16 protein-coding genes are annotated in these 18942 nt (G+C 61.5%); 10 read left to right on the top strand and 6 right to left on the bottom strand.

The genetic code is table 11. The features are described from left to right. The first annotated feature begins 16 nt into the window (after positions 1-16). The 8 genes from AACY42_RS12800 (at position 17) to AACY42_RS12835 (ending at position 9156) form a co-directional block, all read left to right on the top strand. A complete protein-coding gene (locus AACY42_RS12800) occupies positions 17-784 on the top strand; it encodes a TerC family protein (RefSeq protein WP_122567730.1) in 768 nt (255 codons plus the stop codon). Positions 785-1127: 343 nt separating this feature from the next. Next, positions 1128-2786: a Na/Pi cotransporter family protein gene (locus AACY42_RS12805; RefSeq protein ID WP_339479762.1), complete on the top strand. Its 1659-nt coding sequence runs from the start codon at positions 1128-1130 to the stop codon at positions 2784-2786. Positions 2787-2971: 185 nt separating this feature from the next. After that, positions 2972-4354 (top strand): M16 family metallopeptidase, encoded by a 1383-nt coding sequence (locus tag AACY42_RS12810; protein WP_339479763.1) that lies wholly within the window; start codon positions 2972-2974, stop codon positions 4352-4354. A 203-nt stretch (positions 4355-4557) separates the two neighbouring features. Next, entirely contained in the window at positions 4558-5583 is a 1026-nt protein-coding gene (locus AACY42_RS12815) for a DUF5924 family protein (protein ID WP_339479764.1), read from the top strand. Between the two features lie 52 nt (positions 5584-5635). Continuing rightward, on the top strand, positions 5636-6784 hold the full coding sequence (locus tag AACY42_RS12820; RefSeq protein WP_339479765.1) for an ABC transporter permease: 1149 nt from the start codon (positions 5636-5638) through the stop codon (positions 6782-6784). Continuing rightward, positions 6781-7584: an ABC transporter ATP-binding protein gene (locus tag AACY42_RS12825; RefSeq protein ID WP_339479766.1), complete on the top strand. Its 804-nt coding sequence runs from the start codon at positions 6781-6783 to the stop codon at positions 7582-7584. Before AACY42_RS12820 ends, AACY42_RS12825 begins: the two co-directional genes overlap by 4 nt. Before the next feature lies 1 nt (position 7585). Next, complete coding sequence (locus AACY42_RS12830; protein ID WP_339479768.1) at positions 7586-8524, top strand: MlaD family protein; 939 nt, start codon at positions 7586-7588, stop codon at positions 8522-8524. Further along, positions 8521-9156: an ABC-type transport auxiliary lipoprotein family protein gene (locus AACY42_RS12835; RefSeq protein ID WP_339479770.1), complete on the top strand. Its 636-nt coding sequence runs from the start codon at positions 8521-8523 to the stop codon at positions 9154-9156. The genes AACY42_RS12830 and AACY42_RS12835 overlap by 4 nt, the downstream gene beginning before the upstream one ends. A 31-nt stretch (positions 9157-9187) precedes the next feature. Here AACY42_RS12835 and AACY42_RS12840 read toward each other — a convergent pair whose 3' ends face one another. The 5 genes from AACY42_RS12840 to AACY42_RS12860 all read right to left on the bottom strand — a co-directional run bounded on the left by AACY42_RS12840 (position 9188) and on the right by AACY42_RS12860 (position 13651). Continuing rightward, the gene (locus AACY42_RS12840) at positions 9188-10417 is read right to left on the bottom strand and encodes a nucleoside recognition domain-containing protein (RefSeq protein ID WP_339479772.1); all 1230 of its coding nucleotides are present in this window, start codon (positions 10415-10417) and stop codon (positions 9188-9190) included. 190 nt (positions 10418-10607) lie between these two features. Next, positions 10608-11939: a glutamate/aspartate:proton symporter GltP gene (gene gltP / locus AACY42_RS12845; protein ID WP_339479774.1), complete on the bottom strand. Its 1332-nt coding sequence runs from the start codon at positions 11937-11939 to the stop codon at positions 10608-10610. 704 nt (positions 11940-12643) lie between these two features. After that, complete coding sequence (locus tag AACY42_RS12850) at positions 12644-13084, bottom strand: inhibitor of vertebrate lysozyme family protein (protein ID WP_339479775.1); 441 nt, start codon at positions 13082-13084, stop codon at positions 12644-12646. 2 nt (positions 13085-13086) lie between these two features. Further along, positions 13087-13251, bottom strand: a complete 165-nt coding sequence (locus tag AACY42_RS12855; RefSeq protein WP_003177151.1) for a DUF1328 domain-containing protein — start codon at positions 13249-13251, stop codon at positions 13087-13089. Between the two features lie 79 nt (positions 13252-13330). Further along, on the bottom strand, positions 13331-13651 hold the full coding sequence (locus AACY42_RS12860; protein ID WP_339479777.1) for a hypothetical protein: 321 nt from the start codon (positions 13649-13651) through the stop codon (positions 13331-13333). A gap of 438 nt (positions 13652-14089) precedes the next feature. Here AACY42_RS12860 and algB point away from each other — a divergent pair, with 438 nt between their 5' ends. Further along, positions 14090-15436 carry a sigma-54-dependent response regulator transcription factor AlgB gene (gene algB / locus AACY42_RS12865; RefSeq protein WP_339479778.1) on the top strand — a complete coding sequence of 449 codons (1347 nt, stop codon included), beginning with the start codon at positions 14090-14092 and terminating at the stop codon, positions 15434-15436. A gap of 10 nt (positions 15437-15446) precedes the next feature. Further along, positions 15447-17237, top strand: a complete 1791-nt coding sequence (locus tag AACY42_RS12870; RefSeq protein ID WP_339479780.1) for an ATP-binding protein — start codon at positions 15447-15449, stop codon at positions 17235-17237. Positions 17238-17256: 19 nt separating this feature from the next. Here the strand turns inward: AACY42_RS12870 and AACY42_RS12875 are convergent, their stop codons facing one another. Next, the gene (locus AACY42_RS12875) at positions 17257-18870 is read right to left on the bottom strand and encodes an EAL domain-containing protein (RefSeq protein WP_339479938.1); all 1614 of its coding nucleotides are present in this window, start codon (positions 18868-18870) and stop codon (positions 17257-17259) included. Positions 18871-18942: the final 72 nt, after the last annotated feature.

Raw genomic sequence — 18942 nt, forward strand, 5'->3', positions numbered from 1 at the left:
GCTCAAAGGAACTCACATGGAATGGCTGACCAATCCGGAAATCTGGGTTGCCTTCTTCACCCTGACCGCCCTGGAAATTGTCCTGGGCATCGACAACATCATCATGATCTCGATCCTGGTCAGCCGCATGCCCAAGCACATGCAGGCGCGCACCCGGATCTTCGGCCTGGCGCTGGCCATGGTCACGCGGATCCTGTTGCTGCTGTCCATCACCTGGGTCATGCGCCTGACTGCCGATTTGTTCGAAGTGTTCGGCCAGGGCATCTCCGGTCGTGACCTGATCCTGTTCTTCGGTGGCCTGTTCCTGCTGTGGAAAAGCTCCCAGGAGATGTACCACGCGCTGGAAGGCGAAGACGAAACCGGCGAGACGCCTACGGGCAAGGGCGGCAGCTTCATCTACACCATCGTCCAGATCGCGATCATCGACATCGTGTTCTCCCTGGATTCGGTCATCACCGCCGTGGGCATGGTCTCCCATGTACCGGTCATGGTGGCGGCGATTATCGTGGCGGTGCTGGTGATGATGCTGGCGGCGGGCACTATCAGCGCGTTCATCGACAAGCACCCGTCGCTGAAGATGCTGGCGCTGTCGTTCCTGCTGGTGGTCGGTACCGTGCTGATCGCCGAGTCGCTGGACGTGCATGTGCCAAAAGGCTACGTCTATTTCGCCATGGCGTTCTCCCTGGCGGTGGAAGCGTTCAACATCAAGATGCGCACTGCCATGGCGCGCAAGCGCAAGCAGCAGGATCCGGTGAAACTGCGCAAGGATATGCCGGGTCAGTAACGGTATAGGGCAATGAATGAAGGGGCTCTTGGAGCCCCTTTTTCATGCCGGCAGAAAATCGCCCGCTCGATCCGCTTGCTTGAGCAACTGTGAGAGCCTGCTCGCGAAAGCGGTCTGTCTGAACCGGTGGTGTTGGATGTGCTGCCGCCATCGCGAGCAGGTTCGCTCCCACAGGGTTTGAGGTGTTTTCGAGGAATTTATTTTCATGACAGTTTTGTTTCAAACGATTCTTTAGCTGTGCAATGCTGGCGCCCGAACCGTTCGCCAACTACAGCTTAAGTACAAGAAAGAAGAATGTGGCATCGTCTATTTGTTCCTTTGGGACGCTAACAGGGGGCTTCTCATGCTGACCCTGCTGAATTTGCTCTCCGCCGTGGCTCTGCTGATCTGGGGCACGCACATCGTGCGCACCGGCATTTTGCGGGTCTATGGCTCGAACCTGCGCCATGTCATCGGCCAGAACATGTCCCGGCGCTGGCTGGCGTTTATCGCCGGCATCATGGTCACGGCCATGGTCCAGAGCAGCAACGCCACGGCCATGCTCGTCACCTCGTTCGTCGGCCAGGGCCTGATGGCGCTGACCCCGGCCCTGGCGACGATGCTCGGCGCCGATGTCGGCACCGCGCTGATGGCGCGGGTGCTGACCCTCGACCTATCGTGGCTGTCGCCGCTGCTGATTTTCCTCGGGGTCATTTTTTTCCTGTCGCGCAAACAGACCCGCGCCGGGCAGATGGGCCGGGTCGGCATCGGCCTCGGTCTGATCATCCTGGCCTTGCAGTTGATCGTCGAAGCCGCGGCGCCCATCACCCATGCCCAGGGCGTGAAAGTGATCTTCGCCTCGCTCACTGGCGACATTCTGCTCGACGCCTTGGTCGGTGCGTTATTCGCGATGATCTCCTATTCCAGCCTGGCGGCCGTGCTGTTGACCGCGACCCTGGCCGGCGCCGCGGTGATCAGCCTGCCAGTGGCCATCGGCCTGGTGATCGGCGCCAACATTGGCAGCGGGGTACTGGCGTTCCTCAGCACCAGCATGCAGAACACCGCCGGGCGCCAGGTGGCGCTGGGCAGCCTGCTGTACAAGCTGATCGGGCTGTTGTTGATCATTCCAGTGCTCGACCCGCTGGTGGGCTGGCTCGACGGCCTGGATTTCAGCGCCCAGGAAACGGTGATTGGTTTCCATCTGCTCTACAACACCGTGCGTTGCCTGGTGCTGCTGCCCAGCGTCGCCCCCATGGCGCGGCTCTGTGCCTGGCTGCTGCCGGAACGTCCGGACACCAATGGCACGGCCAAACCGCGACATCTGGACCCCACCGCCCTCGCCACCCCGAGCCTGGCACTGGCGAACGCGGCCCGGGAAACCTTGCGCATTGGCGACCTGATCGAAAGCATGCTCGAAGCCATGCTGGACGTGCTGCGGGGTACGCAAACGGCGGTGACCCAGGACGTACGGCGCATGAATGACGACGTCGAAGCGTTGTGCAGCGCAATCAAGTTGTACATGGCGCAAATGCCCCGTGAGGACCTCAGTGAACAGGACAGCCGCCGCTGGGCGGAAATCATCGAGCTGGCGATCAACCTGAAACTGGCCAGCGACCTGATCGAGCGCATGTTGCGCAAGGTCCAGCAACAGAAGACCTCGCAACGTCGCTCCTTTTCCGAGGTTGGCCTGCAGGAATTGGCGGGGCTGCACAGCCACTTGATCGCCAACCTGCGGCTGGGACTGTCGGTTTTTCTCAGTGCCGACCGGGAAAGCGCCCGGCAGTTGCTGCGTGAGAAACGTCGCTTTCGGGCGCAGGAACGGCGCATGGCCCACGCCCATGTCAGCCGTCTACAGCGCAAGGTCGTGCAAAGCCTGGAGACCAGTTCCCTTCACTTGGAGCTGATCGCCGACATGAGGCGGCTCAATTCGCTGTTTTGCGGCAGTGCTTATGTGGTCCTGGAGACGGCCGAGATCGGCGCGCTGGCGGTGGATGAAATTAGCGACATTACCCATTCGCCGTGAACGACTGGCGCATTGGTCAGTCAGTAACAAAGGCTCGGGCCTGAAACCGTTCGCCGGCCCGCCTGCTCCCACTGTCATGAACACCGCATAGATTCGATGGGGGAGCGAGCTGACTCCGGGCGGCGAGCCGCCGATGACGGCCTGCCCGGCACCATGGACCGCCACTCAGCCGCCAGGAAGCCTTTATGCGTTGTCTGTTGCTCGCCGTTCTTTTGCTCGGCTCACTGCCCGTGGTCGCCCTGGACCGGTTCCAGGTCGAAGGCTATACGTTGCCCAACGGCCTGCAACTGATGCTCAAACCCGGCACCGAGCGCGGGCATGTGGCGATCCGCTTGGTGGTCGGCGTGGGCCTGGACGACTTCAGTTGCGCTGACAAGGAACTGCCGCACCTGCTCGAACACCTGCTGTTCAGCGGCGTCGATGAGAGTGGTGAAGGCGGCCTGGAGGAGCGCATGCAGGCCTTGGGTGGCGAGTGGAATGCCTTCACAAGCAACGCCGACACCACGTTCGTCATCGAGGCGCCAGCGCGCAATCAACGCAAGGTCCTGGACCTGCTGCTGGCGCTGCTGACCCGCACCCGTATCGATGAAAAAGCCCTGGAGGCGGCCAAGCGCGTGGTGGAACGCGAGGACGGTGGCCACTACACCCATCTGCAACGCTGGCTCGATCATCAGGACCTAGGTCACAAGGCCAGCAATCAACTGGCGGTTGAGTTGGGCCTGCGCTGCGCGGAACGGGCCGAGGTCGAGCGCCATACCCTCGCCCGCCTCGAACAAGTGCGCAAGGACTGGTATGCACCGAACAACATGACACTGATCGTGGTTGGCGACCTCGACCGACTGTTGCCGGCCTACCTGGAACGCGCCTTTGGCGAACTCGAGCCGGTGGAGCCCAGCCCACACGAGGCGCTGCCACAGATCCGCTACAAGGCGGTCACCAAGCGCAACCTGATCCATGGCCTGGTCGGCAACAGCGCCAAGCTTCATTGGCTGTTTCCGGAGCCGGTGCTGGACGAGCAGCATGACGAAACCTTCGCACTGCTCAAGGATTATCTGGACTGGGCGCTCTATCGCCAATTGCGCCTGGCCCGTGGCTTGTCCTACGGACCGTGGACCGAGCGCGAGGTGTTCGGCGGCGTTGGCTTCTTCAGCCTGAACGCGGACCTGTCACGCGAAAACTTGCCCCAAGCCGAACAGGCGCTGGAAGAACTGCGCAAAAAATTGCTCAAGGATGGCCTGGACCCCGCCAGCTTCGTGCGCATCAAACGCGCGGCCATTGCCCATCAGTCCTGGGCGGTTCAAGGCAACAGCGCAATGGCCGATTACTACTGGGGCGCCCTGGGCGATTATGAAGACGGCCGTTTCGCCAACCCGGCCCTGCGCCTGCAAGAGGTGAGCCTGGAACAGGCCAACGTGGCCCTGCGCGAACTGCTCAAGGACCCGGGTTACCTGCGCATCGAGAAGCCGTTGCTCAGTGACGATGAGCTCGTCTGGGGGGTGGCAGGTTTGCTGGGGTTGCTGTTGCTCGCAATGGTGATGTGGCAAGTACGCCGGCGACGTAGGAGCTGACGAGCGCAACGAGGCTGCGATCTTTCCCCTGGCGCTTGAATCCCAAGTGAAAGATCAAGATCAACAGATCGCAGCCTTCGGCAGCGCCTACAGGGAGATGCCAAGTTTTGCTAAATGCCCTCGCCACAAGAACACTCGTCACATCGACGTCCTGGCGATACTCTGCCAGGGATGTTTCCTACGACTTACTGTGAAACCACCGAATGCAAAACCTGACTCTCTACATCCAGCGCATCCTTGAACTGATGAAGCGCTATCCAGGGGTCATTGCCCTCGGCGGGTTCATCTCCGGGGTCGGCAGCTTCATGCTGGTGGACCGCCAGCAGGGCCTGGCGACCTGGATTGCCATCGTGATGCTGGTGAGCTGGCTCTGGTTGATGGTCGAGAACAGCATGACCCGGCTGTTCGCGCGGATTTTCAAACGAGAAATCCCCCAGCCGCTGTTGCGCTACGCCACGCAGATGATTCACCAGGAAAGCCTGTTTTTCGTCCTGCCGTTTTTCTTCATCACCACCACTTGGAACAGCAGCCAGCTGATTTTCACCGGCCTGCTGACGATCGCGGCGCTGATTTCGATCATCGACCCGCTGTACTACAAATGGCTGGCGCCTCGGCGCTGGGCGTTCCTGGCGTTGCACACGCTGACGCTGTTCGCCGCCCTGCTCACGGCGTTGCCGGTGATCCTGCACCTGACCACCGACCAGAGCTTCAAGCTGGCGCTGGGCATTGCCATGCTGCTGTCGTTTCCCAGCCTGGCCTCGATCTTCCCGATCCGCACCGTGCGCAACGCCCTGGCGATCCTGTGCATCACCCTGGGGATTGGCGCCACTGGCTGGGTGCTGCGCTCCTGGGTACCGCCGGCCACGCTGTGGATGACCGAAGTGGCGATCAGCACCCAACTGGAGGACCGCACGCCGGGCGCCAGCCTCAAGGAGGTCAGTGCGGCCCAGATCCGCGGCAACGGCCTGTATGCCTACACCGCCATCAACGCGCCGCGAGGACTGGATGAGCGGATTTATCACGTCTGGCAGTTCAACGGCAAAGAAGTCGACCGCATCGCCCTGGACATCCACGGCGGGCGCAAGGACGGTTATCGCGCCTGGACCCACAAGCAGAACTTCCCGCAAGACCCGACGGGCAAATGGCAAGTACGGGTGCTGACGGAAAATGGCCAGGTGATCGGCGTGCTGCGTTTCTCTGTGCGCGCCGCCACACCCGAGGCAAAATGACGGCGGTCGTGCTATTAGGTAGCGCTGTTCAAGTCGAACGAGCATGGAGCTTATGACCCCCGGATCCCACACGGGCACTGCCCGGCTGGACACGTCTCGCTCTCCGGCGCAGTTATGGGTCAGCGGTGACTGGACGCTGGCCCATTACGCGCAGCTCAAGCGCTTGAGCGAATCCTTGCGCGGCCAATACGGCGAGGACACGCTGATCGACCTCAACGGCCTCGGCGCCCTCGACACCGCTGGGGCTTCGTTGCTGGTGGAGCTGCTGGGGTCGGAACGGCTGGGCAAGACCGCCGAGCACCCCGATTGCCGCTTGCCAGCCGCCGAGCGGGCGCTGCTGCAGACGGTCTATTGTTCGCTGACGGACTTCTGTGTGCCGGTGAAAGAGCCGCAGGTCAGCGTGATGACACAGCTGCTGACACGGATCGGCCGCGCCGTGGACAGAGTCTGGCAAGACACCCTGCAACTGCTGGGTTTTGTTGGTCTGATCCTGGAAACCCTGGCCCGCAACCTGTTTCGCCCCAGGCGCTGGCGCATGACAGCGATGGTCGTACATATCGAACAGACCGGCCTGGACGCGGCCCCCATCGTCGCCCTGCTGACGTTTCTGGTGGGCGCGGTGGTGGCGTTCCTCGGCGCGACGGTGCTGGCCGATTTCGGCGCCAGCATCTTTACCGTGGACCTGGTGGCGTTCTCGTTCCTGCGCGAATTCGGCGTGTTGCTCACGGCCATCCTCATGGCGGGCCGCACCGCCAGCGCGTTCACCGCGCAGATCGGCTCGATGAAGGCCAATGAAGAAATCGACGCGATCCGCACCCTTGGCCTTGATCCGGTCGAGTTGCTGGTGATTCCACGGGTGCTGGCGCTGTTGGTGGCGCTGCCGATGCTGACCTTCCTGGCCATGCTTTCGGGCATTATCGGCGGCGGCGTGGTCTGCGCTTTGTCGCTGGGTATTTCACCGGCCATGTTCCTGACGCTGTTGCAGTCAGACATTGGCGTTCAGCATTTTCTGGTGGGGATGGTCAAGGCGCCGATCTTTGCCTTCCTGATCGCCGCCGTGGGTTGCCTGGAAGGTTTCAAGGTCAGTGGCAGTGCCGAATCGGTCGGGGCTCACACCACGTCCAGCGTGGTCCAGTCGATTTTCGTGGTGATCGTGCTCGATGCCGTGGCCGCGCTGTTTTTCATGGAGATGAACTGGTGAGCCAACCCTTACGGCCGCCCACCGAGGCGGTGATTCAAGTGCGGGGCCTGTGCAATCGCTTTGGCCGCCAGAGCGTGCATGAAAACCTCGACCTGGACGTGTACAAGGGCGAGATTCTCGCCGTGGTCGGCGGCTCCGGCAGCGGCAAATCGGTGCTGCTGCGCAGCATCGTCGGCCTGAACCGGCCCAGCGCGGGTTCCGTGCGGGTGTTCGGCGAGGACTTGCCGAGCCTGCCCCCGGAACAACGTTCGCGGGTGGAACGGCGCTTTGGCGTGTTGTTCCAGAAAGGCGCGCTGTTTTCGTCACTGACCGTGACAGAGAACGTCGCCCTGCCGCTGATCGAACACGCCGGGCTCAGCCGGGCCGACGCCGAGCACTTGGCGGCGGTGAAACTCGCGTTGGCCGGCCTGCCACTCTCGGCCGCAGACAAGTACCCCGCCTCGCTGTCCGGCGGCATGATCAAGCGCGCCGCCCTGGCCCGTGCACTGGCCCTGGACCCGGACATCCTGTTTCTCGACGAACCCACCGCCGGCCTCGACCCCATCGGTGCGGCGGCGTTCGACCAGTTGATCCTGACACTGCGCGATGCCCTGGGCTTGAGCGTGTTCCTGGTCACCCATGACCTGGACACCCTCTACACCATCACCGACCGGGTGGCGGTGCTGGCGCAGAAAAAAGTACGAGTGGCCGATGTCATCGACAAGGTGTCGGAAACCGATGATGCCTGGATTCACGAATACTTCCATGGCCCTCGCGGCCGCGCGGCGTTGTCGGCCGCTACACAATCGAACGAGGTTTGACATGGAAACCCGAGCCCATCATGTGCTGATCGGTCTGTTCACCGTCATTGTGGTGGCCGGCGCCCTGCTGTTTGGCCTATGGCTGGCCAAGTCCAGCGTGGACAGCGAGTTCAAGGATTACGAAGTGGTGTTCAACGAGGCGGTCAGCGGGTTGTCCCGGGGCAGTTCGGTGGAGTACAGCGGGATCAAGGTCGGTGACGTCGTCAACCTGCGCCTGGACCCGAACGATCCGCGCCGGGTGCTGGCGCGGGTGCGCTTGAGCGGGGAAACGCCCATCAAGCAAGACACCCAGGCCAAGCTGGCACTGACCGGCATCACCGGTACCTCGATTATCCAGCTCAGTGGCGGCACGCCCCAAAGCCCGGCGCTGAAGGGACGCGACGGCGAACCGCCGGTGATCATCGCCGCGCCCTCGCCTATCGCCCGCCTGCTCAACAACAGCGATGACTTGATGACCAGCATCAACCTGCTGCTGCACAACGCCAATGAAGTGTTTTCCTCGGACAACGTCCAAAGCCTGGGCAAGACCCTCGAGCATCTGGAGCAAACCACCGGGGTCATTGCCGAGCAGCGCGGCGATATTCGCCAGGCCATGCAGCAACTGGCGTCCATCGGCAAACAGGCCAGCGCCACGCTGGAACAGACCACCGCGTTGATGCGCAACGCCAATGGTTTGCTTAACGACCAGGGCCAACAGGCGTTCAGCAACGCCGGCCAAGCCATGCAGTCCCTGGCTCGCAGCACCGCGACCCTCGACAAACTGTTGAGCGATAACCGCGATTCGTTGAATAACGGCATGCAAGGCCTCAATGCCCTGGGCCCAGCCGTGCGTGAGCTGCGCGAAACCCTGAGTGCCTTGCGGGGGATCTCCCGGCGCCTGGATGCCAACCCCAGTGGCTATTTGCTGGGCAATGACAAGGACAAGGAGTTCACGCCATGAAGCCGTCCAACCGGTTTATCCGCCCTTTTCTCTTGCTGGCAGGATTTGTCCTGGTGGGCGGGTGCTCGATTTTGCCCAAGACCGAACCTTCGGATGTGTATCGCTTACCCGCCACCCAGGTCCCGGCATCTGCGGGCACGACGGTGAGCTGGTCGCTGCGCCTGGCCAGCCCCCAGGCCAGCGAGGTGCTCAACAGCCCGAAAATCGCGGTGATCCCCCAGGGCAATCTGTTCAGTAGTTACGCTGCCTCGCGCTGGAGCGACCCCGCCCCGGTGTTGTTACGCAATCGCCTGCTCGATGGCTTCGCCCAGGATGGACGCGTCAGGTTGTTGAGCGTCGCCGACAGCAATCTGCAAGCAGACCTGGAGCTGGGCGGGCAATTGCAGGCGTTCCAAACCGAATACCAGGGCACTGCGGCCAGCGTGGTGATTCGCCTGGACGCGCTGCTGGTGCGCGGGTTCGACCAGCGCATCCTGGCCAGTCGCCGTTTTGAAGTGCGCCAGTCATTGAGCGATGTAAAAGTGCCGGCGGTGGTGGACGGCTTTGGCCGGGCCGGTGACCGGCTGACGGCCGAGGTGGTGACCTGGACATTGGAGCAAGGCCAGCGTTTCGCAACGCCTTCGCCTTACTGAAGACGCGCCATCTGAAGCCAAGGATTGGGGTTCAGCCGAAGAACCAGTAGCAAACGCCAATCGCCGCCACGACCCCGGAGAATTCGGCCAGCAGCGCACACCCCACGGCATGGCGCGCCCGCTGGATGCCCACGGCGCCGAAATAGACCGCCAGCACGTAAAACGTGGTCTCGGTGCTGCCCTGGACGGTCGCCGCCACCATGGCCGGGAAGCTGTCGACGCCGGAAGTCTTCATGGTCTCGATCAGCATCGCCCGGGCGGCGCTGCCGGAGAACGGCTTGACCATCGCGGTCGGCAAGGCATCGACGAAGCGCGTGTCCCAGCCGGCCCACTGCACCAGATGCCGGATGCCGTCCAGGCCGAAATCCAGCGCCCCCGAAGCCCGCAGCACGCCCACCGCGCACAGCATCGCTACCAGGTATGGCAGCAACGTCTTGGCGACGTCGAAGCCCTCCTTGGCGCCTTCGACGAAGGCTTCATACACCTTGACCTTGCGCAGGGCGCCCACCACCAGGAACACAATGATCAAGCCGAACAGCGTCAGGTTGCCCAGGATCGATGACAACCCCGCCAGCGCCGTGGCCGAGAGCGTCGCCAGCAGCGCCATGAAACCGCCCAGCGCCAGCGCACCCGGGATCAGGTAAGCCAGCACCACCGGGTCCCACAACCGCAGGCGCTGCATGAACGCCACCGACAGCAGCCCCACCAGGGTCGAAGCGCTGGTGGCGAGCAGGATCGGCAGGAACACCAGGGTCGGGTCTGGCGCGCCTTGCTGCGCGCGGTACATGAAGATCGTTACCGGCAGCAGCGTCAGCGACGAGGCGTTGAGTACCAGGAACAGGATCTGCGCATTGCTGGCGATCGTCGGGCTGGGGTTGAGGTCTTGCAGGGCGCGCATGGCCTTGAGGCCGATGGGGGTGGCCGCGTTGTCCAGTCCCAGGCCGTTGGCGGCGAAGTTGAGGGTAATCAGGCCGATGGCCGGGTGGCCGGCAGGCACTTGCGGCATCAACCGCAGGAACAGTGGGCCGAGGACCTTGGCCAGCCAGTCGACGATGCCGGCCTTCTCAGCGATGCGCAGGAAGCCCAGCCACAGGGTCAAGGTGCCGAACAGCAGGACCATCACCTCCACCGACAACTTGGCCATGGCGAAAATGCTTTCCACCATGGCCGCAAAGATCCCGGCGTTGCCGCCGATCAACCACTGCACCAGCGCCGATACGGCTGCCACGATAAAGAAGCCAAGCCACAGGCCATTGAGCATCGGTCAAATCCCCCGGAAGATGCCGCGAATGATAGCGGGGCTGGCAGAAACGACAAACCCCGGATTTCTCCGGGGTTTGCTTGGCTTGATGTTGAATGTGCCGCCACCATCGCGAGCAGGCTCGCTCCCACAAGGAACACTCGTCATTGTGGGAGCGAGCCTGCTCGCGATGGCGGCCTCAAGGCAGGCATCAATTACTGGAAGTTTCCCCCACCGGCAGCGGCTCTTTGCTGCGCCAGTGCGGCAAGGAGTTCCAGTAGCGCTGGCCCTTGGCATCGTCGTACATGCCTTCCCAGCGGGCGATGACCAGCACGGCCAGGGCGTTGCCGATGACGTTCAGCGCGGTACGGGCCATGTCCATGATGCGGTCGACACCGGCAATGAAGGCCAAACCTTCCAGCGGAATGCCGACACTGCCCAAGGTGGCCAGCAGCACCACGAAGGACACGCCCGGCACGCCGGCGATGCCTTTGGAGGTGACCATCAGGGTCAGTACCAGCAGCAATTGCTGGCTGATGGACAGGTCGATGCCGTACAGCTGGGCGATGAAAATCGCCGCGATGCTCTGGTACAGGGTCGAACCGTCGAGGTTGAACGAATAACCGGTGGGCACCACGAAGCTGCAGATGGCTTTCGGCGCGCCGTAGGCTTCCATTTTCTCGATCACGCGCGGCAGCACGGTTTCGGAACTGGCGGTGGAATAGGCCAGCACCAACTCATCCTTGAAGATGCGCATCAGCTTGAGCACCGAGAAACCGAACAGGCGAGCGATCAGGCCCAACACCACGAAGGCGAAGAAGGCGATGGCGACGTAAACCAGGAGCACCAGTTTCGCCAGCGGCAGCAGCGACGCGAAGCCGAAGTTGGCGACCGTCACCGCGATCAGGGCGAACACACCGATGGGGGCGTATTGCATGATCATGTGGGTGACCTTGAACATGCTTTCCGACACGCCCTGGAACATTTTCACCAGCGGCTCGCGCAGGTCCGATTGCAGGCTGGACAGACCCAGACCGAACAATACGGAGAAGAAAATGATCGGCAGCATCTCGCCACGCGCAACGGCGGCGAAGATGTTCGACGGGATGAGGTTGAGGATGGTCTGGACGAACGCATGTTCATGCTGGACTTCCGCGGCCGTGGCCTGGTACTTGGAAATATCCACCGTACCCAGGGTGCTCATGTCGATGCCGGTGCCCGGCTGGAAGAAGTTGGCCAGCAGCAGGCCAACGACAATGGCGATGGTGGTGACGACTTCGAAGTAAAGGATGGTCTTGAGGCCGATGCGCCCGAGCTTCTTGGCATCACCGACCCCGGCAATGCCGACGATCAGCGAGGAAATCACGATCGGGATCACGATCATCTTGATCAGACGGATAAAGATATCGCCCGCCGGTTGCAGCACGTTGCTGATCCACCAGGCCTTCTCGGCACTGAAATGGTTGAGCAGCGCGCCCAATGCAATCCCGAGCACCAGACCGATGAGGATCTGCCAGGCGAGGCTTAGTCGTGCCTTCTTCATATCATTACCCTTACTTCAGTTGGACTCGGACAGTGGCGCGAACAGATCGTCGATGACGAAAAACACTCGCGCCCCTGCCCCCGTATAAGGTCACCCCGAGCGCGTGAGCGCGCTTACTGGCAGGCGAAAAAAGGCGCAACTATTGCGATGCAAGGGGGACTCGTCTAATGCCGTAAACGCCTACCCTATGCCGAATCGGCATGAGATTTTTCAAACGAAACCCGCCTTCCAAGCGGTTCGAATACGCCATTTATGCAGGCATAAGTGCCGCGAGCCGGCCATTTCAGCGTAGCTGGGCTTTCTCTCGCAAGCGTGGGGAACCGTTGTAACGGCCGCGAATCGAGACGCGCCCCCCGGGAGAAATTGCGTCGGCATTCTCCGATATACGGTCAGGGAAAGGGGAATAAATAGGTGGGAGGAGACAAAATGCCGCATCGCCGAGCGGCCTACGGCGCCCACTCAGGCAACCGCTCTGGCGCAAGCCTCTTACGCCACGAAGCGCGAGGCAAGTTCGCCAAGCCGTGAGGGCTTCGCGAACCTGCGTCGCAGCTTTTACCTGACCCGGCCCTTTCGCAGGCACCCCTTGTGCCCGTAGGTCACTCCGACCCTCATCGGTCAGAACGTCCCGGCCCCCTGGTCATGCACCGGCCCTCCTCGGGCTGTGCAGCAGAGAAAAGCAGGGCTGCTTTTCTCATTTTTCAAAATCAGTACCTGTTGGGGTCTTTCTTGAGTGGTTCCATTAACAGTTTCTGCATACCTTCATCGGGCTTGCCGAGGAAACGGTAGTCGGCGGGCAGCCCGGCGGGGACTTGCACCAACATGGCATAGGCCTCGTCCTTGTCGAAACTGAAGGCAACGATCAGGTGCTTGCTGCGACACGTTGCCTGGCTTTCACACAGCGGCCCCACCAGATACTTGTCGCCATCTTCCACGACAGCATGCATCTGATCCGAATCGCCCGACAGGTTCATCACCCATTCGGGCAGGCGTTCTTCTTTTTGTACGACGTGCTGCCAGGTCTCGCGGTATTGCGGGTCGGCCTCCAGCAACTGGTTGACGCGCATCTGCCCGTCATTGGCAGCCACTGCCATGGCACTGCCGCCCAGCAACAGGGCGGCGGCCAGTCCTTTGAATGAAACGCCCATGGTCAGCCTCGGCCACGACGGCCAAAGAAGAAGGACGCGATGAACATCACCAGAAACACGACAAAGAGAATCTTGGCGATGCCCGTGGCGGTGCCTGCGATACCACCGAAGCCCAGTACGGCAGCGATGATGGCAATGATCAGGAAGGTAATTGCCCAGCTCAACATGGTAATTCTCCTTACGCTTCTCTATTTAGTGAAGGTCTTGCGGTGATGGTTCCGGCGCATGGACGACCGGCTCATCGGGTTAAAACACCCAGCGCTCTTCACGCGGCATGGCAGTCAATGGCTGAGCCTGGTCAACATCCATCATGCGCATTGAAGCGGACGCTTCTTTGAGGCTGCTGACGGCGCTGAAATGGGTTTGCGAGGCACGGTGAATCGACACCTGCGGCGCTTCGGGTCGTTGGCTTTCATGCCAGAGCAACCATTGCTGGCCCGTTACGAGAGTAACCAGCAGCGCCAGGACAGCCCACAGGCCTTGCTGGATGTGCAGGGAAGATCGCCGCAACTGGGCGGCACTTTTAAATTGAGCGGCGCCAAATTGGGCGACACTTTGAAGATTCATCCTGGAATTCCTCCCCACCCGGGTGTGGTGATCTGATTGAGGCGCGCCAACGCCACGTTGACCAGAGCTTTGCAGTCTGCGTGCCAGGATTTTTCAACAGGAAAAAACCTTTAAAATCAATTAGTTGATTATTAAATACAAGGTATCGAGAGCGCATCCTGCACGATGACCCAGCCGCGAGTCGTGCGTATTGCACGAATGAAGGAGAAAAGACGTTAGATTGTTTTTGAATTGCCTGTCAGACACCGCTGTCAGAATGAGCGATGCGAACCGTCCGAAGCAGACGAATCATAAAAAAAAGAACTCAAATCAGTCTTTTAGGAGTCAGACGTCAACAGGGCCATTCTCGGTAGGTAATATCCCTTCAGAATCGACCATGCAACTTGCCCGATTTTTCTGACACTAACCAACATCATTCATTAAAGGAGCGTAGGAAAAATGGAATCCGCCACTGAGCACCAAGGCCGCATTCTCCTGGTAGACGACGAGTCCGCCATCCTGCGTACGTTCCGATACTGCCTGGAAGATGAGGGCTATAGCGTCGCCACCGCCAACAGCGCCACCCAGGCCGATGCACTGCTGCAACGCCAGGTGTTCGACCTGTGTTTTCTCGACCTGCGCCTGGGGGAGGACAACGGTCTGGATGTCCTGGCGCAAATGCGTATCCAGGCTCCCTGGATGCGCGTGGTCATCGTCACCGCTCACTCGGCGGTCGATACGGCGGTCGATGCGATTCAGGCCGGGGCGGCCGATTATCTGGTCAAGCCTTGCAGCCCTGATCAATTGCGCCTGGCGACCGCCAAGCAATTGGAAGTACGCCAACTGTCGGCAAGGCTCGAAGCCCTTGAAGGGGAGGTGCGCAAACCCAAGGACGGCCTCGACTCCCACAGCCCGGCGATGAAAGTCGTCCTGGAAACCGCCCGCCAGGTCGCCAGCACCGATGCCAACATCCTGATCCTCGGTGAATCCGGCACCGGCAAGGGCGAGTTGGCCCAGGCGATCCACGGCTGGAGCAAGCGCGCGAAAAAGTCCTGCGTCACCATCAATTGCCCGTCGCTGACCGCTGAGTTGATGGAAAGCGAATTGTTCGGCCATAGCCGCGGGGCCTTCACCGGCGCCAGCGAAAGTACCCTGGGACGCGTCAACCAAGCGGACGGCGGAACGCTTTTTCTCGACGAGATCGGCGATTTTCCGCTGACGTTGCAACCAAAGTTGTTGCGCTTTATCCAGGATAAGGAATACGAGCGGGTAGGGGACCCGGTCACCCGCCGCGCCGATGTGCGGATTCTCGCAGCGACCAACCTCAACCTCGAAGACATGGTGCGCGACGGGCGTTTTCGCGAAGACCTGCTGTATCGCCTGAACGTCATCACCCTGCACCTGCCGCCGTTGCGAGAACGCGTCGAAGATATCCTGACCCTGGCCGACCGCTTCCTGGCCCGCTTCGTCAAGGAGTACGCGCGCCCGGCCCGGGGCTTCAGCGACGAAGCGCGCGAAGCGCTGCTAGGCTATCGCTGGCCGGGCAACATCCGGGAACTGCGCAACGTGGTCGAGCGCGCCAGCATTATCTGCCCTCAGGAAAAAGTCGAAATCAGTCATTTGGGCATGGCCGAGCAACCGGTCAACAATGCGCCGCGCATCGGTGCCGCACTGAGCCTCGACGAATTGGAAAAAGCCCATATCGGCGCGGTGCTGGCCACGGCCGACACCCTCGACCAGGCAGCCAAGACCTTGGGTATCGATGCCTCCACGCTGTACCGCAAACGCAAGCAGTACAACCTGTGAGCGACACCTTATGAAACTGGCGATGAAGCTGCGCACACGACTGTTTCTCAGCATCTCGGCCCTGATCACCGTGGCCTTGCTGGGATTGGTGCTTGGCCTGGTCAGCGTGATGCAGATGGCCGATACCCAGGAACAATCGGTACGCGACAACTTCATTCTGCTGGACCTTGGCCTCAAGCTGCGCCAGACCCTCGGCGATCAGTTGATGATCATGCTCGACGACAAGCCTGACCTGGCTGCGCTGGAGGCATCCAAGCAGCAATACCTGGCGCTGATCGACGAGGGTATCGCCCACGAACGCGGGCTGGACGATGCGCCAGCCAGCTTCAGGAGGGCCAAGTCCGACTACATGGAGTTTCTTGAGGCCTTCACCGCCTCTCGCCAGCAACCGAGCCCGCTCACGGGCATCAAGGACCTCACCGAAAAATTCAACGTGCTGCGCATTGGTCTGATCGAGGGTTATCGCCAGGCCTTGACCAACATCAGTGAAACCCAGAACCGCGCCCGTGAACACGCGATGTGGATTTCCGGGCTACTGGCGCTGGTGGGGTTTGCGGTGCTGATCATCGGGTTTATCACGGCCCATGGTATTGCCCGGCGTTTCGGTGCGCCGATCGAGGCACTGGCCGCCGCGGCGGACGACATCGGCCAAGGCAATTTCGAGGTCACGCTACCCGTTTCCTCGGCCGCTGAGTTGAATCTCCTGACCCATCGTTTCGGGGTCATGGCCCAGGCCCTGCGTGAGCATCAGGCCACCAATGTCGATGAGCTGCTCGCCGGCCAACAACGCTTGCAAGCGGTGCTCGACAGCATCGACGACGGCTTGCTGATGATCGACCGCCAAGGCCGGCTGGAGCACCTCAACCCGGTGGCCCAGCGTCAATTGGGCTGGGATGAGGCGCGCCTGGGCCAAGGACTGGGCGAGGCGCTGGGGCGCCTTGAGCTGGATGAAGAACTGCACCTGGTCCTGCGCGGTGGAACCCTGGAGCGCGCGCCGGAAGACCTGAGCATCGAGGTGGAGGGCGAGTCGCGGGTGCTCACCTACAGCCTCACCCCGGTCAGCCATACCCAGGGCCATATTCTCGGCGCGGTCATGGTGCTGCATGACGTGACCGAACAACGCGCCTTCGAACGGGTGCGCAGCGAGTTCGTCTTGCGTGCTTCCCATGAGCTGCGCACGCCCGTGACGGGCATGCACATGGCGTTCGGCCTGCTACAGGAGCGCCTGCATTTTCCAGAGGAGTCGCGCGAGGCCGACCTGCTCAACACCGTCACGGAAGAAATGCAGCGACTGATGCAGCTCATCAATGACCTGCTGAACTTCTCTCGCTACCAGAACGGCCTGCAGAAGCTGACCCTGGCGCCTTGTTCCATCGACGATCTATTGGAAGCGGCCCGGCTGCGGTTCGCCGAGCAGGCCCAAACCAAGGATATCGAGCTGCTCGTGGCGATCCAGGGCCCGCTCCCGCGATTGCATGCCGACGCTGCGCAACTGGATCGCGTGCTCGATAACCTGATCGATAACGCCCTGCGCCACACCGCCGAAGAGGGGCAGATCCGCTTGCAGGCACGGCGTCATGGCGAGCGGGTGATCGTCAGTGTCGAAGACAACGGTGAAGGCATTGCCTACGGCCAGCAGGGACGAATCTTCGAACCTTTCGTCCAGGTCGGACGCAAAAAGGGTGGGGCTGGCCTCGGCCTGGCGCTGTGCAAGGAGATCGTCCAGCTCCACGGCGGGCGCATGGGCGTTTATTCAAGGCCGGGGCAGGGCACACAGTTCTACATGGCGCTGGCGGTCTGAGCTCATGGCCTGAGGAGGCTCAGGCTTCGTCATCGAGGCGGCGTCCACGCAGGCGTCGGCCACGGGTAATCAGTTCGATGAGCTGCACCGCGCTGAGGGCATGGGCGAACAGCCAGCCCTGGCCAAACCTCACCCCTTCGCTGCTCAAATAGCACGCCTGGGCTTCATGCTCGATGCCTTCGGCTATCACCTTGAGTTCCAACGCATGGGCCATGCGAATGATGTGTGGGGCCACGCCGCTGCTGGCGGCATCGTGGCCCAAGGCGTCGATAAAGGCCTTGTCGATTTTCAAGCAGTCCACCGGCAGGGTTTGCAGGTAGGCCAGGCTGCAATAGCCGGTGCCGAAATCGTCGATCAACACCTGATGCCCGACGTCGCGCAGCGATTGCAGGTTGTCCCGGGCGACCAACGCATCGACCAGCCCACGCTCGGTCACTTCGAAGGCAATCTGGTGCGCCGACACGCGATGCAGCGCCAGCAGGCGGGCGATCACTTCGCCAATACGCGGCACCATTACATCGCAGGCCGCTAGGTTCACCGAGATATACAGCTGCGGATTGGCCCGCAACAGCTGGCCCAATTGATCGAACAGCCGCTGCAGCACGAAATCAGTGATCTGGCGGATCTGTCCGGTGTTCTCGGCCATCGGGATAAACAAGTCCGGGCTGGTTAGGGTGCCGTCCGGTCGTCGCCAGCGCAGCAAGGCCTCAGCCCCGACGCAGTTACGGCTGCTCAGGTCGAAAATCGGCTGGTAAAGCACCTGCAATTCACCACGCCGGATGGCGCCGTGCAGTTCGGCGTCCATGGACTGGCGCTGGCGCGCCAGCAGAAACACCTGGAAACCAATCCCCAGGCCCAGCATCAGGCTGATGGGCAACACCCACCAGGTATTGGCCGGAACCTGAAAACCGTTGCGCTGGGCGATCAGCACCAGTTGATACACCGGGCTGTCGGTCGGCATCCGGTAGATCAACCGGTTCTGCGTCACTTGCAAGGCATTGTGGCTTTTCGGTGGCCAAGGCTCGACCGGCGGCCAGTATTGGTCAGTCCCGAGTACGGGAATGGCCCGTTTACCGTTATCCAGGACGACCAGCAGGCTGCTGCCCGGTGGTAAATCGACCACATCGGTCAAATGCCCGCGGGACGTGGCCACCCGAAAGTTGCCGCGGCCCAGCATCAATGCTGCGCGGTCTTCGTCGGGCTCGGTGGTGCTGTTGAGCCAGTAATTGTAGGTTGGCCCGCGGATATCGGGCGGGCGGGTCACTGACAACCCGCTCTGGCGTGGACGATTGGAGCAGGCGCCGCGGCCATCGATATACACCGCCTCGTAGACGAAACGGTAGTTGAAGCTGACCTGTTGCAATGTCGCGATCATGTCATCGTCGCATCCGCGCAACGGCTGGTTTTGCAAGTCGTCGAGGCTTTCACGCAGTTGCCCGAAAAGTTGTTCCAGGCGCTGCAGAAAGCGCTCGCCCTGGGCATTCATCTGATCGCTTTCACGCTGCTGAATCTGCTGCACGACCACGAACAGACTCCCCGCCAGCAGCAGGACGGTACTGAGTGCAGTTGCCATCATCGCCAGGAAAAGGGGGCGATGGAGCCAGCTGTGTAGGGTTTCGCGGGCAGCCGTCATCATTGGTAATCCGAAAGTTACCAATGAGTTATAGCTTCTGATTTGGATTTGGTCCGATCCGTCAGACGGGCG

Origin of the sequence: Pseudomonas sp. RL_5y_Pfl2_73 (assembly GCF_963970515.1) — a bacterium.
GTDB lineage: Bacteria > Pseudomonadota > Gammaproteobacteria > Pseudomonadales > Pseudomonadaceae > Aquipseudomonas.